The sequence below is a fragment of the Geomonas sp. Red32 genome (assembly GCF_023652955.1).
Classification (GTDB): domain Bacteria; phylum Desulfobacterota; class Desulfuromonadia; order Geobacterales; family Geobacteraceae; genus Geomonas.
Window position 1 is genome coordinate 1 of the sequence record NZ_JAKLOY010000012.1, and the last position, 26154, is coordinate 26154.

Sequence of the window (26154 nt, forward strand, 5' to 3'; positions counted from 1 at the left end):
CCATCCTGTCGGCGGTCATCTTCAACGCCATCATCATCCCGATCCTGGTTCCGCTGGCCCTGAAGGGGACCAAGTTCCGCCCCATGCCGGCCGAGAAGCTGTTGATCAACAACCTGCTGATCTACGGAGTCGGGGGGATTATCGCCCCCTTCATCGGTATCAAGGCTATCGACCTTCTGGTCGGGCTGTTCGTCTGACATAAAGGAGCGAGGCAATGAGAGAGTTACGTCCGGCACTGTTACTGTTCATACTTTTCACCATCATCTGCGGCGGGATCTATCCGGCGGCGGTGACCGGGATCGCCACCGTCATCTTCCCCGGCGAGGCCAAGGGGAGTTTCATCGAGGACGGCCAGAAGAAGGTGGTTGGCTCGAAGCTGATCGGCCAGCCATTTTCGGACGCCAAATACTTCTGGCCGCGCCCGTCCGCGGCCACCGACTTCGCCTACAACACCATGGGCTCGGGCGGCTCCAACTCCGGCCCGACCAACCCAGACTTCATCAAGGCGGTGGGGGACCGGGTGAAGGCGCTGAAGGATACCGGCGTCTCCGGGAAAATCCCCGCCGACCTGGTGGAGGCCTCGGCCAGCGGTCTCGACCCCGACATCTCGCCGGAATCGGCGGCGTTGCAGGTGGCCCGGGTGGCCAAGGCCAGGGGCTTGAGCGAGGACGCCGTCAAGAAGGCGGTTGCCGGCCACACGAAGGCGCGCACTATCGGCTTCATCGGTGAGCCGAGGGTGAACGTGCTGGAACTGAACCTGGCGCTGGACGCGTCCAAATAATAGTGGTTGAACGGAAAGGGGACAGGCATCTGATGGGTGCCAGTCCCCGTCTTTACACAGCGGATTAAGCCTAAAGGGTCATGGGGTAACCCAAACGCCTTTGGCTTGATCCGCCTTTATCCGTTCAATCCGTGTCATCCGTGTTCTATTGCATTTGACTTTGGTTCTATCGCCTTAGACTTAGGTGGTGATCGATTATGAGAAACGACGAAGACCTCCGCCCGTCGCCCGAAACCCTCCTGAGGGTTGCCCAAGCCGAGGAGGAGAAGGAACGGGCCAAGCTGAAGATCTTCCTGGGTTACGCCCCCGGCGTCGGCAAGACCTACGCCATGCTGGAGGCCGCCCAGTTGAGGGTTCGCGACGGCCGCGACGTGGCGGCCGCCTACGTGGAGTCCCACGGCAGAAGCGAGACCGACCTCCTTTTGGAGGGGCTGGAGCAGATCGCCAAGAAGGGGATCGACTACCAGGGGGTATCGCTCCCCGAGATGGACATCGACGCGGTGCTTGCCCGCCATCCCCAGATCGCCCTGGTCGACGAGCTCGCCCACACCAACGCCCCCGGCTCCCGCCACGAGAAACGCTGGCAGGATGTGGAGGAGCTGTTGGCCGCTGGCATCGACGTCTACACCACCGTCAACATCCAGCACTTCGAGAGCCTCAACGACCTGGTGGCGCAGATCACCGGGGTGACCGTGAGGGAGACGGTTCCCGACCGTCTTTTGGACCTCGCCGTCGAGATCCGGCTGGTGGACATTCCCCCCGAGGATCTTCTCCAGCGGCTCAAGGAAGGGAAGGTGTACCTCCCCAAACGCGCCGCCATGGCCGCCGACAAGTTCTTCAAGCCGGGGAACCTGATGGCGCTTCGCGAGCTGTCGCTTAGAAGGGCCGCCTCGCGGGTGGACGACCAGATGCGGGCTTACATGGAGTCCCGCTCCATCGAGGGGCCCTGGCACGTGGCCGAGAAGCTTTTGGTTTGTATCAGCGGTAGCCCCTTTTCGGAGAAGCTGATCCGGATCACCCGGCGGCTGGCCGACGAGATGAAGGCGCCCTGGCACACGGTCTACATCGAGACCCCGGGAGTGGGGAAGGAGGTCCGGGAGAACAGGGAGCGGGTCTGGCGGGATTTAAGGCTCGCCGAGAGCCTGGGCGCCCAGGTAGGGACCCTGACCGCCACCCAGGTGGCCCAGGCCCTCATCGACTACGCCCACAAGAACAACATCACCAAGATCGTGGTCGGGAAGCCCGCCAAGGCACGCTGGCGGGAGTTCCTGCGCCAGCCGCTGGTCGACCAGGTCATCCGCATCTCCGGTTCCATCGACGTCTACGTGGTCAGTATCGACCCGGGGGGCGAGAAGGCCAAGGTGACCGCGGCCGCGCCCGCTCCGAGGAAGGAGGTCCCCTGGGGCGGATACCTGAAGGCCTTCCTCCTGGTGATGACCACTTCGCTCGTCTGCGAACCGGCCCGTCACTACCTGGCCCCCACCAACCTGGTGATGATGTACCTCCTCGCCGTGGTGCTGGCGGCCACCAGGCTGGGCCGTCGTCCCGCCATCCTGACCGCCTTCCTCGGAGTCTTGGCCTTCGACTTCTTTTTCGTCCCGCCGCGCTTCACCTTCGCGGTCACCGACACCGAGTACTTCATCACCTTCGCCGCGCTCTTCATCGTCGGGGTGGTCATCTCCACGCTGGTCTCCCGCTCCCGTGAGCGCGCCGAGGCGATTCGAGAGCGTGAGCAGCAGACCTCGAGCCTTTATTACCTGACCCGCGAGCTCTCCGCCTCCACCGGCCTCGACGGCATCCTGAGCGCGCTGTTGAAGAACATCGAGGAAAGCCTGAACGCCAAGGTGGCGGTCCTGTTGCCGGAGGAGAACCGGCTGAAGGTGCTTCAGGAGAGCGAGGAACTGAGGCTGGATATCAAGGAGATGGCTGTGGCGGACTGGGCGTTCAGGAACGGGCAGCCCGCGGGGCGGGGTACCGATACCCTGGTCTCGGCCTCCCTTCTCCACCTTCCCTTACAGACCACCGGCGACACCTTCGGCGTGCTGGCCGTCCGGCTGCAGGATGAGGTGGAGTACCACTCCCCCCTGAGCAGGCGTCTGTTGCAGGCCTTCGTCTCCCAGGCCGCCTTCGCTATCGAGCGGGTGCGGCTGGTGCAGCAGGCCGAGGAGGCCCAGCTGATGCACGCCCGCGAGACCCTGGAGCGCGCTTTGTTGAACTCGATCTCCCACGACCTCAGGACTCCGCTGGTCTCGATCACCGGGGCGCTGGGCGCGTTACGCGATCAGGAGAGCATCCTGGAGGAGGATACCCGCCGCGACCTGATGGACGCGGCCTGGGAGGAGGCCGCCCGGTTGAACCGCTTCGTCGCCAACCTCCTCGACATGACCCGCCTGGAATCGGGGGCCCTCAAGCTTAAGCGCAATCCGGCCGACGTCGAGGACGTGGTGGGATGTGCCCTGGCGCCCCTGGAACCGCAGCTAGCCAAGAGGAAGCTCGTGGTGAGCATCCCGCCCGGGCTTCCGCTGGTGGCGATGGATCAGATCCTGATGACCCAGGTGCTGGTCAACCTGATCGACAACGCACTGAAGTACTCCCCTCCCGAGGCCCCCATCGAGGTCTCCGCCCGGGTGGACGATACCGTGCTCACCTTGGAAGTCGCCGACCGGGGGCCGGGGGTCCCCGAGTCCGACCTGGGGCGGGTCTTCGAGAAGTTCTACCGGATTCCGGTGCCGGAGGGTGCCGGGGGGACCGGGCTTGGGCTCTCCATCTGCAAGGGGGTGGTGGATGCCCACGGCGGCGCCATCAGGGCCCAGAACCGCGAGGGCGGGGGGCTTCTCGTGCGGGTCACCATTCCCTTGCGGTCCAACGACAAAGGAGTCTGAAGTGTCACCAAACAAGACCGATTCATCCATCCCCCGCCTGCTATTGGTGGACGACGAGGCGGCGGTGCTCCGTTTCCTCAAATCGATCCTCAGTAACGGAGAATACACCCTCTACCAGGCTGAAAACGGCCACGCCGCCCTGGCTGCCGCCGCCACGGTCCGCCCGGACCTGATCATGCTCGACCTGGGTCTCCCCGACCTGGACGGGGTGGAGGTAATCAAGAGGATCCGGGAATGGTCTCAGGTTCCCATCATCGTGCTCTCGGTCCGCGAGGCCGAGGACGAGAAGGTGAAGGCTTTCGATGCCGGTGCCGACGACTACCTGACCAAGCCGTTCGGCGCCCGCGAGCTGTTCGCCAGGATAAAGGTGGCCCTTAAGCGCTCCCTACAGGAAGCCCCCGAGCCGGTCTTCTGCGTGGGGGAGCTGACGGTGGACCTGGTGAAGAGAAGGGTCGCCGTGCGGGGGGAGGAGGTCCATCTCTCGCCGACCGAGTACGAGCTTTTGCGCCTGATGGTTTCCCATGCCGGGAGAGTGCTTACCCACAGCCAGATCCTCAAGCGGATCTGGGGGGTGACCTACGTCGAGCAGCAGAATGTCCTGCGCGTGAACATCCGCAACCTCCGCCAGAAGATCGAAGCCGACCCCTCCCGCCCGCAGTACATCACCACTGAGCCCGGCGTAGGGTATCGCCTGAAAAGCGAGTGACCAACGCCGGCATAGAGACGCAGAGGAGATAATCATGAAAAGGCTGTCCCTGATTCTTCTGACGATTCCGCTTCTGGTGGCTTCCCCGCTGCACGCTGTTTCCTACCCTCCCTCGGTTCAGGAACCCACCTACCTGAAGGAGGAGGATGTGATGACGCGTGGCTTCAAGGTGCACATGTTTCACAGCGGCACCCCCGACGTAACCAGCGCTGTCAAAATCAACGATGTTCTAGTCGTGTACCGGGAATACCCTCCCGACCTCTGGACAGTGAGCAAACAGACCGGCAAGGTAAAGGTCATTTCGATATTGGGGCCGTACTACTTCGAGGGAGAGGTGGTGGAGGGTTTCGTGCAACCGGGTAGCCTGGCTCTGAAAGGCAACGTCGCGTGTATCATCACTACGCGACTGAAAGAAAAGAGATAAGGACCCTTCCTCGACGTTCTTCCAGCTCTGTTTTCACGCTTTCTTAACGGGATCCACGCAGCTTTTAACGCCTGCTTAATGTCCAAAATGCTACCTTGGGTCCTGCTTCTAACCCGGCCGCCCAGGCCGGTGCATCAGACAAACGCACTGAGGAGGATTGGCAATGAGGAAATTCACAAAAAGGCTGATTTCGGCAATGGCGCTGACTATCGCCGCATCGGGTGTCGCACTGGCGACCCCGTCCACCCAAATCTGGATTCCGTCCACCGACGTCCAGGACTTCAATACCTTCCACTTGGGGATCGACAACTACATCCGCGCCTCCGGGGTCGGCAAGGCCACCGGAGACCCGACCAGGCGTGACCCGAACGTTTACGACATAGGCCCCGTCTACGGCTTTCTCCCCTTCGCCAAGTTGAAGGGCGAGATCGGTTTCGACTATCTCGGCACCTCCACCGAGCCCAACGACAACCACCCCTGGAGCGCCAACCTCAAGATCGGGACCCCGGAGGATTCTCTCTTCAAGTACTCCCCGGCCATCGCCATCGGCGGCTACAACCTCGGGCCCTCCCTCTCCAAGTCGGTGGCCCCGGCGGTAGTGTCCGGCCAGAACATCCTCTACGGCCTGGTGGCCAAGACCGTTCCCGCCGTCGGTGGCCTTCCCTCACTGGGGCGTCTGTCGGTCGGCTACTACGGCGGCGCCGAGCGCGCCCTGGTCGGGACCTCCGGCAACCCCGAGAACCACGGCCTGCTCGCCTCCTGGGACCGCTCCATGACCGAGATCTCCGACAAACTTTGGATGGCCGTCGATTATCAGGGCGGCAAGAACGTCGACAGCTCCGTCAACTTTGGCGCGTCCTGGAACTTCGCTAAAAACGTCTCGGTCATCTTCGGCTATGACGTCTACCTGTACAAGTCCCTGGCCGGCAACAACACCTTCAACACCCAACTCGACATCAACTTCCCGTAGTTCCCGCCACCTTAACGGCCCCCTGGGCCGCATCCCGATGGGTGCGGCCCTCCTTCACGACAAATCCCACCTGGCCCCTCTGGCATATCTCCATGATCCCCGTAACTCCCAAGGTCACGTTTCCCGCTGATCGATAAATCGTTCGTCTTTAACGTCCCGTTTACGGGTTTCCGCCCTCTTTTAACACCTTATTAAGGCGCAAAGGGGTAGCCTTGATCCTGGAGGAGGGAAGGGAAAGAGACAGCTTCCTCCCCCGGCCCACCCCCGGAAGGGGAGGGGGGCCAAACGGACAGTAGGCGCCATGCTCGGAGGTAATCATGAAACTGATTCAAGCTATTATCGGACGGAAGGATTTTGAGGAAGTAAAGGCCGCCCTCGAGGCGATCGGGGTCGACGAGATCATGGAAAGCGACATCGTCAGCCACGGCAGCAAAGATCGTGAAACGGTGAGTTACCGCGGCGTTGAGGGCGCCGTCAACTCCATGCGGAGAACCAAGCTGGAGGTGATGGTGGCCGAGGAGCTGGTGAGCAAGGTGGTGAAGACCATCCGAACCTTCGCCGGGGGCGGCTTGCGCCAGGATTGCCGAATCTTTCTCCTCTCCTCCGTCGACACCTACCAGTTGAGCACCGTGCTCTCCTTCAACCTGGTCGAGCGCGCCTTCGCCGAGCCTTGCCGGAGCGCCAGATGAGCGCCGCGCTTTGCCAACTGGCGGCCCTCACGCTTTTCTGGGCCCTTCATCACCCGGCGGTCCGCTGGCCGGTCGGCCGCCGCCGCGGGTGGGGTCGCGCCGTGCCGTCTCACGCCTCGGATGCCCAAGGGCGGGGAGACAGTCTATGAAGCTCATGAAAGGGATCGTCTACACGCGCGAGATCGGGCGGGTCGCGCTGGCGCTTCAGGGGGCCGGACTGGTGGTCAACGAGTCGGGTTCCGACCGCCAGCCCGTTAGGGTGACCGGCCCGACGGGCGCCCGCACCCCTTTTCCCGAAGCGGAGAGCGGACCCGGGACCGCCTGGCTGAACCTGCTGCTCAACCGGGTCAGGATCACCACCCTGGTCAGCGACGAGATGATCGGCGCCGTCATGGAGTCGGTGCGCGTCATCGGTGAGTGCAAATTTTCCGTCTTGGAGGCGCCACGGTTGCACGGCGCCTGACAGTGGCACGACTCGGGAGCCAGCAACGATGCCTAGCGAAGAAGTGATGTTTGCTGAACGGGACCGGTGAATGAGAATCGATATTAAAGAGGAGGTGACACCGGTGGGACTTGCTCTTATCTGCGATCCTGACCACGCCGTCAGGATAACCATGAGGAAGGAACTACAGGAGATCGGCTTCGACATTCTCGAATGCCGTGACGGACGGTCGGCGGTCGTCACCGCCCGCGCCAACACGGTCGAGATCGCCATCGTGGACATCGGCATGCGGGACGAGGATCGTTCAAGCGCCGCCTACGAAATCAGGAGGCTTGGCATCCCGGTTCTCTTGCTAGTCGATTCTTGCGATCCGCCTGTCACCAGGGTGGCTAGGCGGGTTGGAGCCGCCGGCATCCTAGTCAAGCCCTTCAGGGGAGAGGATCTGGTGGTTGGGGTCGAGATGGCTTTCGCCCACACGGAGGAGTTGGAGGTTCTCAAAGAGAACGTCAAGGATCTCCAGGAAACGGCTGAAACCAGCAAGGTCATCTCGAAGGCTAAGGATCTGCTGGTTCGGACCAAAGGCATTTACCCGCTGGAGGCGTTCAGCTGGATCAAAAGGCTGGCGGTGGAGAACCGGACCAGCATGCGGAAAATCGCCGAGGCCTTCATCATTACTGAGGGGCTATGAAGGTAGGCCGAGTGCATCGTAAATGAGGACAAGGCTCGGGGCAGCCTTGCAAAGTTGCAATCTCAACCGTTCGTCTGCATCGCGGAGGGATGGAGAGCCTAGCGCCTCCGGCCATCTGCTTCCGTTCCTCTGATGTCGCTCGCCGGGCGCGGCGACAGAGGTTTTTGTTCCGGCGCTTGCATTGTCGGCGGGAGTTGGTATCTTGGTTAATGTGTTCGCGCTAACGTATGATGCGTAGCTGCAGCAAATCCATCGGCTTCCCTCGGAAGCGAAGGAGGTGCTCGTGGTTAAAAAAAAGATTGACCGCTGCAAGATTTTGCGCAATTACCGCAACTTGTCACCAGCAAAGTTCTATACCCTTAACCAGAGGATTAAGAAGTCGATTATCGGGAGTAAAATAATACCCGAGTCGGTCTGGGCCGGGAATCCTGACCTGATCCCCTCTTACCTGGCAACGTCGGACCAACACGATTTAACGTATCACGGCGCACTCGACGGCAGCAGACTCCTCATCTCCCAGCGAGAGGTCCTCCAGGCGAAGACCGTCGAATATCTGGATGAGATGGCTTCCACCTTGGAAGCTGCCGCCGTGCGCAATCCGGATGTGCTTCTCGCCTCCGGCTTCGACCTCGGTAAAGAACGTAAGAGTCGTAGCAGAAAGGGTTCGCCTCCCGAAACCTCCGGCACGTAATACGCGTTCCTTTCGACAATGTTGACTTGTCAAATCCACTCGTTAGCGCGAGCACGAGGGGTTACCTTCGCGGGTAACCCCTTCTTCCGCTATCTCCCGCTATCCCTAATTGGTCACCCGCCATACCTATCCCGTCACCTGCTACCCATAAGTTATCTCCTGCCATAGATATCTCATCGCACGCGACCGATAGCTTATCTTTCGCTCGTGAAATGTTATCCGCTGCTGCCGATAAATTATCTTCAGCTACCCACCGGTTATTACCCGCGGCAGATAAGTTATCTGCCGCGATGGATAAAATATCTACCCTGACCGATAAGTTATCTACTGCGATGGACAAAATATCTGCCGTGACGGATAAGATATCTACCGCGATGAATAAGATCTCCACCGTGACGGATAAGATATCTACCGCCATGGATAAGACATCAACCGCGTCGGATAATTTATCGGGGAGGCAAAGGCTTGGGCCACTGGCGAAGTTGGGGACGGGGCGGTCACTCGTTCGACCGGAGCCACTCCTGGAGAAACTCGAAGCAGACACGGACTTTGGCCGATTCGGCAAGAGGCGTCTGCGATAAGTGTTCTGAAATATTGCAATATCGATATGTTAAAAAATGTTGTGTTTACAGCTGGTTGGGTATTGTGTATATATGGTTACCGTTTGAGGCCAGTCTGAAGAGCTGGTCTTTTTTTGCGCTTCAAAAATTCACACAAGAAGGGCCTTGTATCGGATGAAGTGGTTCGTTGTTGTTGGTTTACTCCTATTACTGCCTGCTTTGCTGTTCGCTGAAAAGATCCCGACGGTGGCGACCAAGGATGGAAAGGTCGCCTTCGACGAGGCTCGATTTCCCGCCAAGATGAAGGCGGGGGTGGCAATCCTCAACACCAAGTGCGAATCCTGCCATAGCCTTGACCGTATTTTCAACGCGCTCGAGACCGGCTATACGATAAGCGGTTCGTCCTTCAAGCGGGCGGATCTGAAGCCCTTTGTCATCAAGAAGATGCGCCGCTCCGATATCAACATGAGCACCCAGCAGGCGGCGGAGCTTCTCCGTACCCTGCAGTACCTCGTGGACCAGGATTCACACCTCGCCGCCGAATAACCGCATCCGTTTTCACACCGGTTTCTTACGAAGGGTCAGCTGATAAGGCTGGCCTTTTTTCGTGCCCGGAGAGCTGGGCCGGGCCGCGCCGGACAGTCCGGATGGCAAACGGAACAACTGCGCATACGGCGTAGGCACGACTCAGCCAATACCTTAATTGACATTAACTATATTTCACAAGATGATGTTGCTAGGGGTAGATTAAGTGAGTGAGGGCACCGGCCTTTGATGGCTCTTTTCCAGTGCAGGTGTGATGCTCGATGCCCGGCTTCATGGGAAGGAGGACGCCATGACTAAGGAGCTCGAAACCAAGTCTACGGGAAGGATGACCAACTGGCTGATAGCGGGCCTGATGGTTGCCGGGGCGCTGTTGTTCTGGAGGATTTCGGACCTGCCGCCGAGGATGAGTATCATGTCGAAACTCTTCATCTCCTTCCTCGGTGCCGTCATCGTGGTGCAGATCATCCCGGCCATCTTGCTGTTCGGCGCGATGCTGAAGGGGCTCTTCGGAGTCATCCTCAAAAAAACGAAGGGGCCTCTGGAAGAGCCGAAAAAATAGGACCCAGGCGCTCTGAGGCCGGCGGAGGCTAGGAGGCGGAAATCATCACGTCCAGATCGGGTTCGAAGCGTGCGAACTCGGCATCGGCCCCGAGAATGTGCTGGGTAAGCCAGATCTGTAAAAATCGCAGGATCTCCAAGGTCAGCCAATTCTTCTTGGCGTCGAAATTCCTTCGGACTTCGGCGATCTTGCAGGTATACGAGTGGTGTGCTTTCTTATGCTCGGCGAGCTTCGGGAAGGACACCCGTTCCATCAGCCGCTCCTCGCAGCTGAAATGATAGGTCGCATAATCGGCCAGTTGATCGACCAGTTCCTTGAGCTCCTGCTCCGATGCGCCCCTGGCGAACGAGTCGTAGGCCCGGTTCAAAAGCCCGATCAATTTTTCGTGGTGGGCATCGAGTTCCTCGATTCCAAGGGCATATAGCGGGCCCCATTTGACAAGCGGCATGATTTTCATCCTCTCTACCAGGTGAAGATACTGCTCTCATCCTGTTTCGGCAGAACCGGCGAATCCTTGAGCCTTCCCGTCGGCACGTGACCAGCATCCGCCCCTCGTTTCATCCATCGCCATTCCCCTACCCCGTCCTGGCTCTCTTTACGTTCCCTTCCTCGCATGGTGTTCCGTATCCTTTCCCCGGAAGTTCCCTCTCTCTGTCTGCCGCCGGCAAAACTGTGGCATGCCCCACATCGGATGGTACAAAAGTGTGGCATGCCACAACGTTGCCCCGTCCCGATCCCCGTCCCGATCCCCGTCCTGAAGCGCACTCTTTATGGACCCACCTCCCCGCAAAGAAAGGCTGGTAAAGGGTCGACGGGTATCTCCCCCCGTGAGCCAAGACGCCGCTCCCTCCCCTGGAACGGAAATTGAAACCTGCTCCGGACAAGCCGTTCACCTCCGCCAACTATCGAAGGAGCGAAAGCCATGTCCACCAATACCTCGCTGATGGAGAGCCTGCACGCCGCAAACCCGAAATGGAAAGAGTCGCTGGAGACCGGACACCAGGTCATTGACCGGCAGCACCGGGAACTGCTCGGTAAGATAGACGCCCTGCTGATGGCTTGCTCGCAGGGGAAGGGGAAGGAGGAGGTGGGAAGGATGATGGTCTTTCTTAACGCCTACGTCCAATACCACTTCGAGGAGGAGGAGAAATTCCAGCGCTGGAACGAATTCCCGGCCCTGGTGGCCCACAAGGGGCAGCATGACACGCTCCTCTCCATGCTGCGCGACCTGGAGAAGCAGTTCCAGGAGGATGGCGGGACCATCGCCGTCCTCGCCAACTCCCTCAAGCTCACCTATTTCTGGCTGAAGGAGCACATCTTCAAGGCGGACCAGGACATGGTGCAGTACGCGAGGAGCCGGGGGAAGGTCCGGCACTAGGGTTTTGCGGTCATCCCCGGCACGGGGAGTTGATAGCCAGCCAGTAGATCCCCAGCTTGGCCACCGCCTCGGCGAAGTCGGCGAAGTTGAGCGGCTTTCTCACGAAGCTGTTGGCCCCTTCCCGGTAGCTCCGCAGCCGGTCCTGTTCCTCGTCGGAAGAGGTGAGGATCACCACCGGGACGAGACTGGTCCGCGGAGTGCTCCGAAGCCTCTCCAGGACGTCGAGCCCGTTGACCCGGGGGAGGCTTATGTCCAAAAGGACCACCGTCGGCAGGTCGGGGCCGCCCCGCTCGGAGAATTCCCCCTCCCTGAGAAGGTAATCGAGCGCCTGCTGCCCGTCGCGGACCACGTCGACCTGGTTGGCCAGGTTGACCTTCTTGAGGGCGCGCAGGATCAGCATCTCGTCCTGGCGGTTGTCTTCCACGAGAAGTATCGTCTTTATCTCGGTCATGGTTTCTCCTTGTCTGCCGGCTCTCATCGGCTCGGGATGGTGACCTTCCGGAGACGGCGGGGCCGTCCGCTCAGGGGGACGGCAGGGTGAAACGGAACGTTGCGCCCTTGCCCGGTTCGCCGCTGGCCTCGATCTCCCCGCCATGGCGTACTACAATCCGCTGCACGGTGGCCAGTCCGATCCCGATCCCGGTGAACTCGTCCTGGCGGTGCAGCCGCTGGAACGGCTGGAAGAGCCTCGACGCGTGGGCCATATCGAAGCCGGCCCCGTTGTCGCTTATGCAGAAGAATCTCCTGCCGTCCCGCTCCTCGGCGTAGAACCTGATCCGGGGCTCTTCGGTGCGGGAGGTGTACTTCCAGGCGTTGCCCAGCAGGTTTTGCAGCACCACCTCCAGCATGCGATCGTCCCCCTCGGCCCTGAGCCCCTCCTCGATATCCCACGCCACCTTCCGTTCCGGTTCCGCCCGCTCGAGATTGGTCCTGATGTGGAGGGCCAGGGTGGTGAGGTCGACCGATTCCCGCCTCAGCTCGTAGCGGGTGCTGCGCGAAAGGGCCAGCATCCCGTCGATCAGTTTTCCCATCTGCTGACTGGCGAGGGTGATCTGCTCCAGGTAATCGCCCGCCTCTCCCCTGAGATCCTTTCCGTAATCCTCGATGAGCGCCTGGCTGAACCCGATCATGGCCCGCAAAGGCGCCCGCAGGTCGTGCGAGACCGCGTAGGCGAAGGAGTCGAGCTCCTTGTTGGCCGCCACCAGTTCGGCCGTCCGCTCCTCGACCCGCCGCTCCAGTTCGGTGTTCAGGGCGCGGATCTCCCGCTCCGCCTCCTTGAGATCGGTGATGTCGATCAGGGTGGAGAGGACGATCCGCTCCCCGTGCATGTAGAGAAGCCGGGCCGAGAGCCGGACGGTGAAGATCCCGCCGTATTTGTTGTGGAACTCCTGCACCCACCCTTGGAGGGTACCGGTCTCCTTGAGCTGCTGGACGAAGCGGCGCGGGTCATCCTCGTTGGGCCACATCCCCATGGCCCTCGAGATGCGCCCGACCACCTCGTCGCGGCGGTAGCCGAGCAGCTCGACCCAGGTGTCGTTGACGTCGATCACCAGGCCATCCTCCAGCCTCGTAATGGCGATGGCCGCCGCGTTGGCCGCAAAGGCCTGAGAGAAGCGCTCTTCGGAACGGAGCAGGGCGGCTTGCCCCTCCTTCCGCTCGGTTATGTCCTGGATGGATCCGTACAACTTGACGACCTTCCCTCCCTCGACCGAAGGCTCGCAGATGGTGCGCACCCATTTGGTGGCGCCGGTGGCGGATTCGATCTCCGCCTCCAGGTCGAAGGGGGCTCCGGCGGTGAGCGCCTCCCGAAGCGCCTCCTCGCCCTTTTGCCGCGCCTCCTCCCGGAAGAAGGCGAGCCCGAAGGTTCCCACCGGTTCCGCCGGCCCGTCCAGGTCGAAGATCTCGGCCACCTCCTCGGTCCAGTGTACCTTCCGGGTGGCCGGGTCGAGGTCCCATCCCCCGATGTGGGCGGCCCGTCCCATCGCCTTGAGAAGGATCTCGCTCTCCCGCAGCGATGTCAGGACCCTCTCGGCGCCGGCCCGGGCGGCGATGGCGTCCTCCATCTGGTTGAGGGCGGCCAAGCGGGCCCGGATGTGCCGGTCGCGCTCCTCGGCCTGCTCCTGCCGGGTGAGCTGCTCGGCCCTTTTGCGCTCGCTGAGGTCCATGGCATAGACGATGCGGCTGGGAGGGGAGTCGTCCAGTGGGCGGGATACGGTGACATCGAGCAGGACGGGAAACCGCCTGCCATCCTTGGCAATCTGCTCGCTTTCGAAGACGCCGTGTCCCGTGCCGTCCACGACGGCCAAGGCCGCCAGCATCTCCTCCCTCCGGTCCGGCGGAAAGACGGTCATGAGCGGGTGCCCCGCCAACTCCTCCGGCCGGTATCCCCGTTCGGCCGCGAAGGCGTGGTTGACGGCGATGAAGCGGTTGTGGCGGAGATCGGTGAGGGCCAAGGCGAAGTCGGCCTGCTCGAAGAGCTCGGCCCAGAGGCGCTGACCTGCCTCGGCCTTTCTTTGCAGGGAGATGTCGAAGAAGCTGACGAGCACCCCCACGGAGAGGACGATGCTGGAGATCAGCATCACCCGTTCGCTGCCGTCCCTGCAGGTTATCCGGCACTCGCGCGTCCCCTGGCCGGGATCGGCCGGGCCGCTGGTCAGCGCCGCCATCCAGTTGGCCCGCATCCGCTCCCGGTATTCGGGGTCGGGGTAGGCGAGCTGCCACCAGTCGTCGACGGTTCTCAACTCGTTTTCGGAGTACCCGAGTACCTCCTCGAAAAGGGCGTTGCGGTCCCGTATGAGCCCGTCGGCGGTAACCAGACAAAGGGGGAGCGGCGCCTGCTGGAAAAGGCTCCGGAAGCGCTCGCCGCTTTCTCGTTGAGCGCTCTCGGCGTCGTCGAGCTTGCGGCGGGCCGCGTCGATCTCGCGGATCCGCGGACCGCCCGCCGCCGCTCCGGTCAATTCATCCACTGCGATGCTCAGCCGCCTGGCTCCGATCGCCCCGGTGAAGAGGGCCACCAGGGTGGCTGCCAGGATCCCCCCCGCCAGGGTGAGCACGGCGGTCACCACGGGCCTGCGGTACTCCGAGCCCGGAATCTCCAGCGTCACCTGCCATCCCGCCACCTGCGAGTGGACGACCTCCCGGTGGGGGCTCCCGGTGCCGTCCGGTTTCCCCCGCTGTGCGATCGGCTCGCCGCTGCTGTCCAAAAGGGAGAGCGACCATCCCTGCGGCAGCGGAACTTGGTCGAGCCGCCTTTGGAAGGCGGCCGCATCGAAGGTGGCGAGCATGACGTAGGTGACCTTGCCGCGCCGCACGACGGGCACGGCGATGGCTACCAGGGGATGTCCCGCCACCGGGCCGACGAAGAGGTCCCCTACCTCCGGTTTGCCGCTGGCCATCGCCAGCAGCGTCGCCGAACGTCCGCGTGGCAGGGGAACCAGGGGCATGGGGGCGCCGAACGGCAGGCGGGTGTTGAGCCGCATGACCATCTTGTCCCCGGCCTCCACCATGACGACATGGCTGCCGAAGTTGTCGTGGAAGCCGTGCGCCTCCTGGTACAGGGCACTCCATTGGCCCGGCCGGTCCAGCGAGGGCGAACTCGCGAGCATCTTCAGGGCCCGGATGCGTGCGTCGAGGAATTGATCGACGGAAACGGCGAAGAGACCGGCCAGACGGGAGGCCTCCTGGTCCTGCTGTTTCCGGTCGTCGGCCACCGAATGCCAGGCGAGCCAGCAGGCGAGCAACACCAGCGGGAGGATGCAGCAGAGCACTAGGCGCCGGAGGAAGACGACGAGGGGAACGGCGGTGCCGGGCCCGGTCGTGCCACCGCTTGCACCGCTTGCACCGTTTGAAGGTGGAACGCGGGGGGCGGTCGTCTCACCGCTTGGGGGCGGAACGGGATGGGCGGTCATGGCTGCTCCTCGGGCTTCACCCCGGCCTCTGCCAGGAAGGCGAGGTCGTAGGGAGGATCCTGGCCAAGCTGGGCGCAGAGGTCGTTGACCCGTCTTTTCAGCCGGATCATGGTCAGTTCGCGCTCCTCCGCGGCCCGGCCGAACCGCTCCAGTTCGTCGTTGCGCCGCTTGAGCCGCTCCTCCGGCAATTTCTGCCGGGTGATGTCGATCACCACCCCGAGATAACGGGCCACGCTCCCGTCGGAAGCGACGAGCGGACGTCCTCGCGCCATGAGCCAGCGCTCCGAATCGTCCGCCGTGTGTACCCGCCACTCTATGTTGAGCTCGCCCCCGCGGCGGCGGATCCCCTCTATCGCCTCGGCGACGCAGGGGCGGTGATGGGGATGAACGGTATCGAGCCAGGTATCGTAGCTCGGCTCGGCCTGCTCGGAAAGGCCGTAGAGCCCCCAGAGCTGCTTGGACCAGACGATGCGTCCGGTGGGCAATTCCCACTCCCACGTCCCCGCCTGGGCGGCATCGAGCGCCACGTCCCTCCCCATCTCGATGGCACGCAGCGCTTCCTCCGTCCGTTTGCGATCGGTGATGTCCTGCACGATACCGGCGAAGCGGGCGGAACTTACGGCGGAAGCCTGGCGAGGCCTCCCCGCCACCCAGATCCATCTGATCTCGCCGTCGGCGCGGCGGATGCGGCACTCCAGGCTCCAGCCGCTGGCGGCCGCCGTAGAGTTCCAGATCCGTCCCTCCACCACCGGGCGGTCATCGGGGACGACGTGGTCGATAAAGCTCTGGTAGTTCCAGACGGAAGGGGGAGCGTGGTAGCCGAAGATGCGATGGTGCAGGGGGGAACGGAAGGTGGCCCGGCCGGTGGTATCGAACTCCCAGGCCCCGATCTCGCAGGTTTCCAGCGCGAATCTCAGCCGCTCCTCGCTCGCCTGCAGCTCGCTGTTGCTCTTCTGCTTCTCCGCCTCCAGGAGGTCCAGTTGGGCCGCCCGGAGCTCATCGCGGGCCTGACGTACCTCTTCCTCGGCCTCGGCCCGTTGGCGGTCGGACCTCGCCAGGCGGTCGTGAGTGAAGCTGAAACACACTCCCATCAAGGTGAAGACCAGGACCGAAAGGAGGTTGTTGGAGGCCTTGCCGGAATAGGAGAGTTGGGGAGGGATGAAGACGTAGGTGACCAGCAGGGCGGATACGACGGTCGACGCGATGCCGGCCCTCTTACCGCCGATCCGCGAGGTGAAGAACACCGTGGGATAGAAGAGGAACCAAACGAAGGGGCGAATGTACTCCCACAGCAGCCACTGCACGAGCGTGGTGACGAGCGGCAGCAGTATGGCAATGGTCGCCAGCAGTTTCGAGGGACGGCTCCGATTCATTACTAAGACCTCTGTGGAGTTTGCACAAGCTATATGTATAGCAGGCGCTCTGTCACTTTTCTGTCAGAAAACCTTGAGAAATGAAGCCGGTGTCATTTTTTTTCTGGTAGCGGGCGAGGCACACCCTGTAAAATGCCGTCTCCAGTTTCAATAAAAGTGTCATGGCCGCGTTCTTCACACCCGTTCGTCGAACGAACAGAGGAGGCCCCTGTGGATGAAAGAATAAGTAACCGCATCAACCGGATCAAAAGGATAGCCGCTGCCGGGGTGGTCGTCCTGGTTTCCGCACTCTTGGCGGGCTGCTTCCAGATCGACCGGACGGTGCATCTGAAGGCCGATGGGAGCGGAACGGTCGAGGAAACGGTGATGATCAGCAAGACCCTCACCTCCATGTTCGATATGAAGGAGCCGGGCGCCGAGGGGAATAAGCCGGAGCCGAAGAAGAAAGAGGACGAGCTGGCCGAGGTGGAAAAGACCGCCCGCGCCAAGGTTGCCGGCATGGGGGAGGGGGTGTCGCTGGTCTCCGTGACTTTGGTCCAGAAGGGGGACTTCGAGGGATACCGTGCGGTCTACGCCTTCAAGGACATCAACAAGTTAACCTTGGAGGCGGACGCCACTCCGGTGGACAAGGGGCCCGGTTCGGGCAGGACGACTTCCTTCCACTTCACCCGGGGCGCCAACAGTGTGCTGGTCATGAAGAACGGCGCGGCCCTGCCGAAGGAGCAGGTCGCTGCTGCCGCAGCTCCCCCGGTGGCCGATGCCCCGGCCGCGGATGCCCCGGCCGCGGATGCCCCGGCCGCGGGTGCCCCGGCTGCAGCGGCGATGTCTCCGGCAGGCGCGGACAACCCGCAGGCCCAGCAGGCCATGGACATGCTCAAGCAGATGTTCAACGGGATGCGGTTCTCCGACAAGATCATGATCGAGGGGACCGTGATCGAATCGAACGCCCTGTTCCGTACCGGACCTGAGATCACCCTGGTCGAGGTGGACTTGGGCGAGTTGCTGAAGAAGAAGCCGGAGGAGCTGATGAAACTGCAGCAGGCGGTGCCTCCTGACGACAAACAGAAAATGCTGGCTGCCATGAGTAAAATCCCCGGCCTCAAGGTGGATCTCAACGACGAACTGCGGGTGGTGTTCCGCTAAACGCTGCGAATTGAAAATGGCTACGGATCCTGTCCGTAGCCATTTCGTTATCGGCCACTGCTACTTGTTCAGCCGCCTGGCTTAGTCGTCAAGGCGACGGCCCCCCCGGAAGATGAGCCCTGCCGAAAGCGGCCCGGCCGGAACCCCTGCTCTTCGCCACCTCCGCAACCCGTTTTGGCCTTTACCTTTGCGGCCGATTCGGCTAAAGCTCTCCCTCATGATTCGTCTCATCGGTATCGGGATCCTCTCCGCATTCTTTTTCAGCAGTACCTTCGTTTTCAACCGCGCCATGAGCCTGGCAGGGGGAAGCTGGGTCTGGACCGCCAGCCTGCGCTATTTCGACACCCTCCTTCTTCTGGCAGGATGGCTCCTGGTGACGGGGCAGGGGGGGCAGCTGCGGGCCATCTTCGGCGCGTTCCGGCGGCACTGGCGCTTCTGGTGCGTGGCGGGAAGCGTCGGGTTCGGGACCTTCTACGCCCTGCTCACCTTTTCCTCCTGCTACGCGCCGGGGTGGGTGGTCGCTACCACCTGGCAGGCCACCATCCTGGCCACTCCGGTGGTGCTGCTGGTGTTCGGCAGGAAGGTCCCCCTCCGGGGGATTTGCTTCACCGCCCTGATCTTCGCGGGTATCGTGTCGGTCACCATAGAGCAGGCGGGCTCGGTTTCCGGGCGTGGCCTGTTGCTCGGGATCGTCCCGGTGATCGCCGCCGCCTTCGCCTATCCGCTCGGCAACCAGCTGGTCTGGGAGGCGCGGCACGGCGACGGCCGCCTGATTCCCCGCATCGACGATCCGGCGGCCGATTCCAGCGTCGGCCGGGTCCTCCTCATGGTGCTCGGCTCGATCCCCTTCTGGATTCTGCTGATTCTGCTGTCCCGTCCGGGAGTCCCCAGCCGGGGGCAGCTGGTCAACACCCTGATGGTCGCCCTCTTTTCCGGGGTCATTGCCACCACGCTTTTCTTCCGCGCCCGCCACCTGGCCAGGACGCCGATGGAGCTTGCCGCGGTGGACGCCACCCAGTCGACGGAGGTGCTCTTTTCCCTGCTGGGAGAGATCGTCTTTCTGCAGGGAGCCGTGCCGGGAGCGGCAGGATGCGCGGGGATAACCCTCTGCGTAACCGGCCTCGTGCTTTACATTCGCTCGCAATCTTCAGCGGGGGAGCAATAAAAAAAGGGCCGGATGAAGCCGGCCCTTTGCGGAGAGTTGGGGGGAAGCTGGGAGAAGGGTGGGTGCTAACGGGATTGGCTCCAGCTGCTTATCCCTGGCTGTCCGCCGCCGATCGATCCGTTGGACCCGCCTATCTTGGGACCGGTTCCTTGGCCCGAACCGTACCCGCCGGTTCCATAGGTTCCGGTATCGTAGAGGCCGGAGCCGCTGCTGCTTTGGCTCCCCTGCTGACTGGCAGTGCCCGAGGTCACGGTGCGTGACGTCGCGGTAGGGTAGCGCCGGGAAGTGTTGTTGGCTGCCCCATACATCCCGGTCTCGTACATCCCCGTGTCGTAGCCGTTGTTGCTTTTGCGGGCGTGCAGTTTCTTCTTCGGCTTTTTCTTCTCCTTCATCTTGTACCGGTGTATGGCACTCTCATAGTAGGAGCTGATGCTGGTCGTGCTCGTGGTCGAGGAGTCACCCGCCGGGGATCCGTTGGATGGGGTAGGGGGCTGAGTCAGGGCTGGATTGCCCGCAGAGCCTGCCGGTGCGCTGCCGTTACTGTCTGCGGCTTGCACCTGTCCGATGAACCCGAGGGTTACCGCCGCCACCACCAAAATGCTCCATTGCCTTCCCATTACGAATCCTCTCTTTCTGAAACTTACCAGCCCGTATATATCAAATTGCCACCTCCGACAAGCGAATAACGCGGAAAGCCTAATCGTCCAACGTCTCTGAAGGTCATAACCATGACCTCCTCTCCATGTAGACAATCATACCGTCCGGAGAGTCTGGTGAGAATACGGTCATTGGCCCGAACTTTCTTTTTGCCGGGATTTTCTTCAGCCTGCGGTGTGAGGGTGAGGGGGGAGCTAAGTCTTTGAATGCGCGAGGTTCCTTCAGCGTTTCCACTCCAAATGTGGAAAACTGAGCTGTAGCTGTTGATATCTGTCCCTAATGTTACGAAATTTGAGGGGGTTTAGCTCGCTGCACAATTTCTGCGCAGTCCGGTAAGTGCTGGTATTCGCGTGTCAATATCTTTTTTTTCTGCGGGTGTTCCGCAAAGTGTATGCAATTGGGCGGGGCGATTGTAACAAAAAAGTGGAGGTGGAAAACTAACGAAAATCACAGGGAAATACTGCGGACCTGACGTCATGCGGCGCGGTTTCCGCGGGGGGGCAGCAGGCGCAGCTGAGGGATCAGATGGGGGGGCAACGTGTCCATGCGGTCGGGTCCCAGGGCGGCCAGAGCTTCCCGCAGCCGGTCCGCGGCTTCCATCGTCTCCTGCACCGGGACCTGCTGGCAGACGGCCTGGACGTGGCGAAGATGCCCGGCGGCCCGCTCAAGCAAGAGAACGGCTCCGCTGTAATTTCCGTCTCTCCAATGGTAAAGGGCGACGGCGAACTGCAACAGCCCCTGGTAGAAGTGGCGGATCTCTCCTTTCGACCCCACCCAGAGCTCTTCGAGACTCTCATGGCACTCGAACCACTCCCTCCGGTTGAACTCGCCGACCGCCCTGACCAGCTCCTCCGGGGCCTCCATCAGGCAGGGGGTACTTTCCGTTTCAGACATGGTTGGTAAAGGGGGTGCCACTACGCTCATCGTGCGATCTTCCTTTCCTGTTCCTTACTGTCAGTAACGATACCGTATCCGGCACAGAAAGTAAAAATGGGGCTTTCAGGATTAAAAAGGATGCATCTTCCCGGCGCTGTTGCTATCATAGGATCAGAACGGTGGGCAGCTCTCTCAGCTCCCGGCTTCCCTTGTGAGAGTTGTCCGGGAAGGAGAATGCCATGGCAGTCACCGCGATTACCGCCGCGGGAGGGATGCCGAAGATCTCGGCGATTTCCTCCGCAACCTCCCGGAAACGGTCCGTCACCACGAAACCTGCCACCATCGGCAGTGATCTCGTTGAGATCAGCACTACTGCAAGGGTGAAATCGATGCAGCTCTCCGGCCTGAGCGCGAGGCAGATTTCCATCGAGCTCGGCCTTGATTTAGCAACCGTGGAGTTTTATCTCGGTTTGGCACCGGCCAAGGCCGGCGCCACCACGTGGCAGACGGCCACGGCTAGAGCCGCCTGAGGTAATCCGGCCGCAGGAAGGATCTCCGTTTTCCTGTCTTTGTTTTCCCCCGGGTTCTTTTCCCCTCATCGATACCCGGGGGTTCTTGCTCATTGAGGGGAGGCATCCCTGACAATAGTGCGGTAAAATTAGCCGCATCGGCAGTAGCTGTGAGTTTGTTCTACTTCTCTGTGGTTGACTGTCTGCAGCCTGGACAAGGTTATCCTTCTCAGAGTCCGGTATGAAAAATTCACATCTGTACCTCGTCTTCAGCGGCGTCGTGGTCATCTCCGTTGTCGTTCTCTTAGCCTTCGGTTTCGTGGTAGGGAACACCTACCACCAGAGTCAGGCAAGCGGCATTCTGACCGTCGACGATTGCCTTCAATGTCATGACGGCATCACCGGCCGCTTGATAACCCTCTGCCTGGGCGACCAGTGTCTGTATCTGCAGAACCATTCCATCCTGCATCCTTATCCCCCGGTGAGAAAAACCGCGGAGTATGCCAGCCGGGCGGAGATCGAGGCGGCCGGCTGCATACTGGAAAATGGCAAGGTCACCTGCCTGTCCTGCCATAACCTCACCAAGCCGCCCCCCCACCTGATACGGGACGGCGACGAACTCTGCTACATCTGCCACAAGACCTTCAAGCCGAAGGGGCTGTGACAAGGTCCCTTCATCTTTGCCACGCACCTCTCCCCCCTTGAAAGGCTCCTCCTCGACTCCCTGAGCCCCTTCAGGTCCCGTGGTTACCGGGATTCCCCGGTTCCCTTCCGAGCCCTCCGGGGGCGGGGGGCGGGTATGGACTTTGGTTCCGGGAAACCGTATGATGACGGCAAGAGGACCGGAAGACTCGTCCCCGCCCGCTTCCGCCCGCTATTTACGCGGTCCTGGCGGGTGTAAAGGAGCAAGAGGAGCACCACATGACACGCATCCTGGCTAACCTGTTCCTGCTCATGTTCCTGGCCGACGGGGGGATCTCCTTCCTCGACGAACTCGTCTCGCTCGGCCACCCCTTGGCTCCCCTTTCGTTGTTCCGCGCCGGCCTCGGTAACTTCGTGGTGATCCTGGCGGTCACCGTCTACGCGCTGCTCGGTATCGATAAACGGCTGCCGAAACGGGTCATCGTACCGCTCGTGCTCTTCACCATCTTCTCCCCCTTTCTTCCCCTGCTGGTTCCGTCGCTGGCCGGCACCCCGGCGCTCGGGCTGGCCATCGCGGTACTGCAGCTGCTGGTCTACCAGCTGGCGACCACCCCCATCCGCCAGATGACTCCGGTGACGGTAAGCCTGCCGAAAGGGCTCTTTAAAGGCCCATCGTACAGCGTCAAAAACAGCGCGGTGTTCGCGGCGGCCAACCTGGTTATCCTTCCTTGCGTCCTCGCCCTTCTGGTGGGCTTCACCGCCAACGCCTTCATGCAGCGCTACACGGCGGGGTTCATGCACCTTGGCCCCGACGGGCTCCACATGTACGAGAAGGTCTACCGGCGTCAAAACCGCACCATCCTGCTGGCCGGGATGATCCACGTCGGCGAGAAGGAGTTCTACCAGAGGGTGGCGTCCCTGCCGTCCGCGGGGCGGACCATCGTGCTGGCGGAGGGGGTAACCGACGACCGCAACCTGCTCCGTGACCGTCCCGACTACAGCAAGCTTGCCGGCTACCTCGGGCTTACCTCTCAGGCGGACCGGATGCATTTCGCGGGAAGGGTGATCGAGCCGTCCCAGCTTGATACCGCTCCGGCCAAGGGGAACCCGGGCGGCGTCGACATCCTGCGCGCCGACGTCGACGTCAGTTCCTTCCGTCCGGCCACCATCTGGTTTCTCAACGAGCTGGGGAGGCAGATGAAGAACAGCCGGACCTTGTCACAGCAGCTCCTCTCCTCCATACTCTGGTCCCAGAACAACATCACCCCCGAAATCCAGTCCACGGTGATGGACGACATCCTTCATCGCCGCAACCAGGTCCTGATCGGGAACCTGGACAAGGCCCTGGCCCAGTACGACACCGTGGTGGTCCCGTGGGGGGCCCTCCACATGGCGGAGATCGAGAAAGAGGTCCGCAGGCAGGGGTTCCAGTTGCAGCGGGTAACCGACCGTGTCAGTATCAGGTTCGGCAAGGGGGCCGCGGCTCCCCCTCGCGAGGCCGGCAAAGCGCAGGTGCCAGGCGGGGGCGTCCGGCATGAGTAGCCTCCTTGCGGTGGACTTAGGCCTGAAGACCGGGCTCGCAATGTACGGAGGAGACGGAAAGCTTATCTGGTACCGCTCCCACAACTTCGGGACCACCGAGCGGTTGAAGCGAGCCGCCCACGGTATACTGAGAGGTGCTCCGGAGGTAACCGCAATGGTCATCGAAGGAGGCGGCAACCTCGCCCTGGTCTGGGAGAAGGAGGCCGCCCAACTGGGGATAGAGGTGCGCCGGGTGGGGGCGGAGGCATGGCGCCAGCAGATGCTCTTTCCGCGCGAGCAGCGGAGCGGGGGCGACGCCAAAAGGCACGCCGCTGAGGTGGCGCGCCGGATCATCGACTGGTCGGGGGCCCCTCGCCCGACCTCGCTTCGGCACGATGCCGCCGAAGCCATCGTGATCGGCATCTGGGGGGTACTCCACTTCGGCTGGCTCGAGGCCCTGCCCGCCGCGTTGCAAAGATAAGCTTTGATAGGTACCGGCCCGGGTGCCTCAAGTTGACCTGCCAAAGGATGGTGTTATCGATGAGTTCCGTGCTGTTCTGGGTCGCCCTGGTAACCCTGATTCTGACCGTGCTGGCAGCAGTGGACCTGCTGATCGGCAACCGTTCCGTGCCGGCCCTGCGCGACGTCTCTCCGGAGGCCGCGGGGGATCCGCCGCGTGTCTCGTTGATCGTGGCGGCCAGGAACGAGGAGCGGCACATCCGCGCCGCGGTCGAGTCGATGCTGGGCCTGAGCTACCCGAACTACGAGATCATCGCCGTCGATGACCGATCCGACGACCAGACCGGCGCTCTCCTCAACGAGCTTGCCCGCAGGCACACCCGGCTCAAGGTGATCCACATCGACGCCCTTCCCGCCGGATGGCTCGGCAAGAACCACGCCCTCTGGGTGGGGAGCCAGCGGGCCACCGGGGAAATTTTTCTCTTCACCGACGCCGATATCTACATGGAGAAGACGGTGCTGACCCGGGCGGTCGCCTTCCTTAAGGAACGTCGCCTCGGTCACCTGGCGGTAACCCCTTCCCTGCAGATGCCGACCCTGTTCCTCTCCATGTTCGGCGCCGCGTTCGCCATCTACTTCTCGCTTTTTTCCCGCCCCTGGAAGGCGAAGGATCCCAACAGCCGCTCCCATATCGGCATCGGCGCCTTCAATATGGTGACAGCCGAGGCCTACCAGCGGGTGGAGGGCCACCAGGCGATCCGGCTGCGTCCCGACGACGACATCAAGCTCGGGAAGGTGCTCAAGCTGGCCGGTTTCCGCGCCGATGTCGCCTATGCCCCCGAGTACCTCTCGGTGGAGTGGTACGACTCCCTTCGCGCGGTGGTGAAGGGGCTGGAGAAGAATGCCTTCTCCGGTGCCGACTACAGCATTCCGCTGGTCCTTGCCGGTGTCGTCTTCCATACCCTTTGCAGCATCTGGCCCTTCGTGGCGGTCTGGGTCACCACCGGTTACGTCCAATGGATCAACCTGGCGGTGGTGGCGCTCATCATGCTGGCCGCCGCGGACACCGCACGCTTTCACGGTTCCCGCCCCTGGTACGCCATCGGGTATCCGGTCACCTCGGCTTTCTTCGTCTACATTCTCCTGCGCACCATGACCCTCAACCTGATCCAGGGGGGGATCTACTGGCGGGGAACTTTCTATTCCCTGAAGGAGCTCAGGGCCAACCGGGTCTAGCTCTCCCACCGCTTACCCACGCCTGCCGTTTCCCGGCCGGGCCTTCCGGCCTGCCTTTCGCCACGCTCCCTCCTTGCCGGCTGCCTTGCTGTGCCCGCCTCGTCCTCTCTTGCCGGCAGTTTCTCTCCTCCATTCTTTGCCTTATCGCGATGATAATGAGCACATGAATGTGTCTCCGCCTATCTAATGTGAAGCTTTGTTTTTGATCTCAATAAAGGTTTAGCAAGTCTAACGCATTGTATTGCTTATTGTTTTTGCCTTGGAAAACCAGCCATTCATTGTGATTGCTAATTATCAAGAATAAAATGAGATGCAACCTATAATGAATTGCTATGATTGGTAATAATGTTGTTTAAAGTGGCATCCTTATCTATAATTTTTATGGAGGCTATTCTTTGTTGCAGTGTAGCCTCATCGTTTTGTACTTTACCTGTTTGCGGAAAACAATCAATGCCCATGGGTAAGCGGGCGCAAGAAGCTAAGGAGGTTCGGCGATGAAGAGTGTTCGGAGAGTATTGTTCTCTACAATAGCACTGGCTGCCTTGCTGGCGTTCTCAGCCGGTACGAGCGAAGCCCAAAGTGCAACCACTGATACCACAAGCCAGCCGGGCAATAGCACTGGTACGGCGAACATGGGTGGCACCACGGGCTCCGAGACCGGTGCGGCGAAAACCACTCACAAGAAAGCCAAAAAGCACCACAAGAAACACCACAAACATGCTGCCAAGAAGAGCACCAGCACCAGTGGCGCGGGGACCGGCGGTTCGATGTCAGGGACCAACGCGACGGGGTACCGCAGCGGCAGCGACTACGGTAGCACGGGGCCCACAAGCGGCAGCAGTAACATGTACCGTCAAAACGAAACCGGGACGAGCAACATGCAGAACTCCCCGGGCGGTACGGGCGGAACCATGGGGACCGGCAGCGGCGGTTCGACCGATACCGGCAACAGGTACCGGAGCAACCAGCCCAGCGGCACGATGCAGGACCAGCAGGATCGGAACCAGCCGTCGAATCAGCAGTACAACCAGCAGTACCAGGAGCGTGGCGGTTCGATGGGTTCGGGCAGTGGCGGGGCTACCGGCACCGATACCGGCAGCAGGTACCCTGGCGGCAACAACAACATGCTGCGGGGTACCGGCGGGTCGAGCGATCGTTATGACATGAACCAGGGGGGCAGCATGGAAAAAGGAAGCGGCGGGAGCAGTGGAACCGGTAGCGGCGGATCGACCGGCACCGGTAGTGACTCCTCCGGCGAAAGCCTGCCGGAAGACTAAGCTCCCTCGCACCCCCTCAGACCACCCCTCCTGCGGCAGCTCTCGGGAGGCGAACGGGTCTGAGAAAGGAGG

The 26154-nt window shown here is 61.7% G+C and carries 28 protein-coding genes; 21 read left to right on the forward strand and 7 right to left on the reverse strand.

Annotation, left to right across the window (positions count from 1 at the left end; translation table 11 throughout):
* The 10 genes from L4X63_RS21910 to L4X63_RS21955 all read left to right on the forward strand — a co-directional run.
* Positions 1-197 (forward strand): hypothetical protein (locus L4X63_RS21910; protein ID WP_250680804.1); only part of this gene is annotated, 197 nt, incomplete at its 5' end.
* A 17-nt stretch (positions 198-214) separates the two neighbouring features.
* A complete protein-coding gene (gene kdpC / locus L4X63_RS21915) occupies positions 215-781 on the forward strand; it encodes a potassium-transporting ATPase subunit KdpC (RefSeq protein WP_250680805.1) in 567 nt (188 codons plus the stop codon).
* Positions 782-978: 197 nt separating this feature from the next.
* On the forward strand, positions 979-3663 hold the full coding sequence (locus L4X63_RS21920; protein WP_250680806.1) for a DUF4118 domain-containing protein: 2685 nt from the start codon (positions 979-981) through the stop codon (positions 3661-3663).
* A gap of 1 nt (position 3664) precedes the next feature.
* Positions 3665-4369, forward strand: coding sequence for a response regulator (locus L4X63_RS21925; protein ID WP_250680807.1), 705 nt, complete (start codon positions 3665-3667; stop codon positions 4367-4369).
* 34 nt (positions 4370-4403) lie between these two features.
* The gene (locus tag L4X63_RS21930; RefSeq protein ID WP_250680808.1) at positions 4404-4793 is read left to right on the forward strand and encodes a hypothetical protein; all 390 of its coding nucleotides are present in this window, start codon (positions 4404-4406) and stop codon (positions 4791-4793) included.
* A 163-nt stretch (positions 4794-4956) separates the two neighbouring features.
* Positions 4957-5763 carry a hypothetical protein gene (locus L4X63_RS21935; RefSeq protein WP_250680809.1) on the forward strand — a complete coding sequence of 269 codons (807 nt, stop codon included), beginning with the start codon at positions 4957-4959 and terminating at the stop codon, positions 5761-5763.
* Between the two features lie 317 nt (positions 5764-6080).
* Positions 6081-6452: a P-II family nitrogen regulator gene (locus L4X63_RS21940; RefSeq protein ID WP_250680810.1), complete on the forward strand. Its 372-nt coding sequence runs from the start codon at positions 6081-6083 to the stop codon at positions 6450-6452.
* 145 nt (positions 6453-6597) lie between these two features.
* Positions 6598-6915 carry a hypothetical protein gene (locus tag L4X63_RS21945; RefSeq protein ID WP_250680811.1) on the forward strand — a complete coding sequence of 106 codons (318 nt, stop codon included), beginning with the start codon at positions 6598-6600 and terminating at the stop codon, positions 6913-6915.
* Positions 6916-6985: 70 nt separating this feature from the next.
* Complete coding sequence (locus tag L4X63_RS21950) at positions 6986-7582, forward strand: ANTAR domain-containing response regulator (RefSeq protein ID WP_250680812.1); 597 nt, start codon at positions 6986-6988, stop codon at positions 7580-7582.
* Between the two features lie 283 nt (positions 7583-7865).
* Entirely contained in the window at positions 7866-8273 is a 408-nt protein-coding gene (locus tag L4X63_RS21955) for a hypothetical protein (RefSeq protein WP_250680813.1), read from the forward strand.
* Positions 8274-8334: 61 nt separating this feature from the next.
* Here L4X63_RS21955 and L4X63_RS21960 read toward each other — a convergent pair whose 3' ends face one another.
* Complete coding sequence (locus L4X63_RS21960; protein ID WP_250680814.1) at positions 8335-8691, reverse strand: hypothetical protein; 357 nt, start codon at positions 8689-8691, stop codon at positions 8335-8337.
* A 361-nt stretch (positions 8692-9052) separates the two neighbouring features.
* Between L4X63_RS21960 and L4X63_RS21965 the strand changes: the two genes are divergently transcribed.
* Positions 9053-9379: a hypothetical protein gene (locus L4X63_RS21965; protein ID WP_250680815.1), complete on the forward strand. Its 327-nt coding sequence runs from the start codon at positions 9053-9055 to the stop codon at positions 9377-9379.
* A gap of 289 nt (positions 9380-9668) precedes the next feature.
* Entirely contained in the window at positions 9669-9938 is a 270-nt protein-coding gene (locus L4X63_RS21970) for a hypothetical protein (protein WP_250680816.1), read from the forward strand.
* A 28-nt stretch (positions 9939-9966) separates the two neighbouring features.
* Here L4X63_RS21970 and L4X63_RS21975 read toward each other — a convergent pair whose 3' ends face one another.
* Positions 9967-10386 carry a bacteriohemerythrin gene (locus tag L4X63_RS21975; protein WP_250680817.1) on the reverse strand — a complete coding sequence of 140 codons (420 nt, stop codon included), beginning with the start codon at positions 10384-10386 and terminating at the stop codon, positions 9967-9969.
* Positions 10387-10860: 474 nt separating this feature from the next.
* On the opposite strand from L4X63_RS21975, the gene L4X63_RS21980 reads away from it, so the two are divergent.
* The gene (locus L4X63_RS21980; RefSeq protein WP_250680818.1) at positions 10861-11316 is read left to right on the forward strand and encodes a bacteriohemerythrin; all 456 of its coding nucleotides are present in this window, start codon (positions 10861-10863) and stop codon (positions 11314-11316) included.
* A gap of 10 nt (positions 11317-11326) precedes the next feature.
* Here L4X63_RS21980 and L4X63_RS21985 read toward each other — a convergent pair whose 3' ends face one another.
* The 3 genes from L4X63_RS21985 to L4X63_RS21995 form a co-directional block, all read right to left on the reverse strand.
* Positions 11327-11767: a response regulator gene (locus L4X63_RS21985; protein WP_250680819.1), complete on the reverse strand. Its 441-nt coding sequence runs from the start codon at positions 11765-11767 to the stop codon at positions 11327-11329.
* Positions 11768-11837: 70 nt separating this feature from the next.
* Positions 11838-15224: a PAS domain S-box protein gene (locus L4X63_RS21990; RefSeq protein WP_250680820.1), complete on the reverse strand. Its 3387-nt coding sequence runs from the start codon at positions 15222-15224 to the stop codon at positions 11838-11840.
* Positions 15221-16597 carry a PAS domain-containing protein gene (locus L4X63_RS21995; protein ID WP_250680821.1) on the reverse strand — a complete coding sequence of 459 codons (1377 nt, stop codon included), beginning with the start codon at positions 16595-16597 and terminating at the stop codon, positions 15221-15223. Before L4X63_RS21995 ends, L4X63_RS21990 begins: the two co-directional genes overlap by 4 nt.
* Positions 16598-16807: 210 nt before the next feature.
* On the opposite strand from L4X63_RS21995, the gene L4X63_RS22000 reads away from it, so the two are divergent.
* On the forward strand, positions 16808-17740 hold the full coding sequence (locus L4X63_RS22000) for a hypothetical protein (RefSeq protein WP_250680822.1): 933 nt from the start codon (positions 16808-16810) through the stop codon (positions 17738-17740).
* 217 nt (positions 17741-17957) lie between these two features.
* A complete protein-coding gene (locus L4X63_RS22005; protein ID WP_250680823.1) occupies positions 17958-18905 on the forward strand; it encodes a DMT family transporter in 948 nt (315 codons plus the stop codon).
* A 65-nt stretch (positions 18906-18970) separates the two neighbouring features.
* On the opposite strand, the gene L4X63_RS22010 is transcribed toward L4X63_RS22005, so the two are convergent.
* Positions 18971-19522 carry a hypothetical protein gene (locus L4X63_RS22010; RefSeq protein ID WP_250680824.1) on the reverse strand — a complete coding sequence of 184 codons (552 nt, stop codon included), beginning with the start codon at positions 19520-19522 and terminating at the stop codon, positions 18971-18973.
* A 514-nt stretch (positions 19523-20036) separates the two neighbouring features.
* Positions 20037-20456: a DUF309 domain-containing protein gene (locus L4X63_RS22015; protein WP_250680825.1), complete on the reverse strand. Its 420-nt coding sequence runs from the start codon at positions 20454-20456 to the stop codon at positions 20037-20039.
* Positions 20457-20677: 221 nt separating this feature from the next.
* Between L4X63_RS22015 and L4X63_RS22020 the strand changes: the two genes are divergently transcribed.
* The 6 genes from L4X63_RS22020 (at position 20678) to L4X63_RS22045 (ending at position 26082) form a co-directional block, all read left to right on the forward strand.
* Positions 20678-20968 carry a hypothetical protein gene (locus L4X63_RS22020; protein WP_250680826.1) on the forward strand — a complete coding sequence of 97 codons (291 nt, stop codon included), beginning with the start codon at positions 20678-20680 and terminating at the stop codon, positions 20966-20968.
* A 220-nt stretch (positions 20969-21188) separates the two neighbouring features.
* Positions 21189-21611 (forward strand): cytochrome c3 family protein, encoded by a 423-nt coding sequence (locus tag L4X63_RS22025; RefSeq protein WP_250680827.1) that lies wholly within the window; start codon positions 21189-21191, stop codon positions 21609-21611.
* A gap of 257 nt (positions 21612-21868) precedes the next feature.
* Complete coding sequence (locus tag L4X63_RS22030; RefSeq protein ID WP_250680828.1) at positions 21869-23131, forward strand: TraB/GumN family protein; 1263 nt, start codon at positions 21869-21871, stop codon at positions 23129-23131.
* On the forward strand, positions 23124-23591 hold the full coding sequence (locus L4X63_RS22035; protein WP_250680829.1) for a hypothetical protein: 468 nt from the start codon (positions 23124-23126) through the stop codon (positions 23589-23591). The genes L4X63_RS22030 and L4X63_RS22035 overlap by 8 nt, the downstream gene beginning before the upstream one ends.
* Before the next feature lie 59 nt (positions 23592-23650).
* A complete protein-coding gene (locus tag L4X63_RS22040; protein WP_250680830.1) occupies positions 23651-24805 on the forward strand; it encodes a glycosyltransferase family 2 protein in 1155 nt (384 codons plus the stop codon).
* Positions 24806-25437: 632 nt separating this feature from the next.
* Complete coding sequence (locus tag L4X63_RS22045) at positions 25438-26082, forward strand: hypothetical protein (RefSeq protein ID WP_250680831.1); 645 nt, start codon at positions 25438-25440, stop codon at positions 26080-26082.
* The last annotated feature ends 72 nt before the right edge of the window (positions 26083-26154 follow it).

Bases quoted from the DNA above. Each gene is read 5' to 3' on its own strand.
- kdpC (WP_250680805.1), top strand. From the start codon at position 215: ATGAGAGAGTTACGTCCGGCACTGTTACTGTTCATACTTTTCACCATC.
- L4X63_RS21920 (WP_250680806.1), top strand. From the start codon at position 979: ATGAGAAACGACGAAGACCTCCGCCCGTCGCCCGAAACCCTCCTGAGG.
- L4X63_RS21930 (WP_250680808.1), top strand. From the start codon at position 4,404: ATGAAAAGGCTGTCCCTGATTCTTCTGACGATTCCGCTTCTGGTGGCT.
- L4X63_RS21935 (WP_250680809.1), top strand. From the start codon at position 4,957: ATGAGGAAATTCACAAAAAGGCTGATTTCGGCAATGGCGCTGACTATC.
- L4X63_RS21940 (WP_250680810.1), top strand. From the start codon at position 6,081: ATGAAACTGATTCAAGCTATTATCGGACGGAAGGATTTTGAGGAAGTA.
- L4X63_RS21945 (WP_250680811.1), top strand. From the start codon at position 6,598: ATGAAGCTCATGAAAGGGATCGTCTACACGCGCGAGATCGGGCGGGTC.
- L4X63_RS21950 (WP_250680812.1), top strand. From the start codon at position 6,986: ATGAGAATCGATATTAAAGAGGAGGTGACACCGGTGGGACTTGCTCTT.
- L4X63_RS21960 (WP_250680814.1), bottom strand. From the start codon at position 8,691: ATGGCGGTAGATATCTTATCCGTCACGGTGGAGATCTTATTCATCGCG.
- L4X63_RS21970 (WP_250680816.1), top strand. From the start codon at position 9,669: ATGACTAAGGAGCTCGAAACCAAGTCTACGGGAAGGATGACCAACTGG.
- L4X63_RS21975 (WP_250680817.1), bottom strand. From the start codon at position 10,386: ATGCCGCTTGTCAAATGGGGCCCGCTATATGCCCTTGGAATCGAGGAA.
- L4X63_RS21980 (WP_250680818.1), top strand. From the start codon at position 10,861: ATGTCCACCAATACCTCGCTGATGGAGAGCCTGCACGCCGCAAACCCG.
- L4X63_RS21985 (WP_250680819.1), bottom strand. From the start codon at position 11,767: ATGACCGAGATAAAGACGATACTTCTCGTGGAAGACAACCGCCAGGAC.
- L4X63_RS21990 (WP_250680820.1), bottom strand. From the start codon at position 15,224: ATGACCGCCCATCCCGTTCCGCCCCCAAGCGGTGAGACGACCGCCCCC.
- L4X63_RS21995 (WP_250680821.1), bottom strand. From the start codon at position 16,597: ATGAATCGGAGCCGTCCCTCGAAACTGCTGGCGACCATTGCCATACTG.
- L4X63_RS22005 (WP_250680823.1), top strand. From the start codon at position 17,958: ATGATTCGTCTCATCGGTATCGGGATCCTCTCCGCATTCTTTTTCAGC.
- L4X63_RS22010 (WP_250680824.1), bottom strand. From the start codon at position 19,522: ATGGGAAGGCAATGGAGCATTTTGGTGGTGGCGGCGGTAACCCTCGGG.
- L4X63_RS22015 (WP_250680825.1), bottom strand. From the start codon at position 20,456: ATGTCTGAAACGGAAAGTACCCCCTGCCTGATGGAGGCCCCGGAGGAG.
- L4X63_RS22020 (WP_250680826.1), top strand. From the start codon at position 20,678: ATGGCAGTCACCGCGATTACCGCCGCGGGAGGGATGCCGAAGATCTCG.
- L4X63_RS22025 (WP_250680827.1), top strand. From the start codon at position 21,189: ATGAAAAATTCACATCTGTACCTCGTCTTCAGCGGCGTCGTGGTCATC.
- L4X63_RS22030 (WP_250680828.1), top strand. From the start codon at position 21,869: ATGACACGCATCCTGGCTAACCTGTTCCTGCTCATGTTCCTGGCCGAC.
- L4X63_RS22035 (WP_250680829.1), top strand. From the start codon at position 23,124: ATGAGTAGCCTCCTTGCGGTGGACTTAGGCCTGAAGACCGGGCTCGCA.
- L4X63_RS22040 (WP_250680830.1), top strand. From the start codon at position 23,651: ATGAGTTCCGTGCTGTTCTGGGTCGCCCTGGTAACCCTGATTCTGACC.
- L4X63_RS22045 (WP_250680831.1), top strand. From the start codon at position 25,438: ATGGGTGGCACCACGGGCTCCGAGACCGGTGCGGCGAAAACCACTCAC.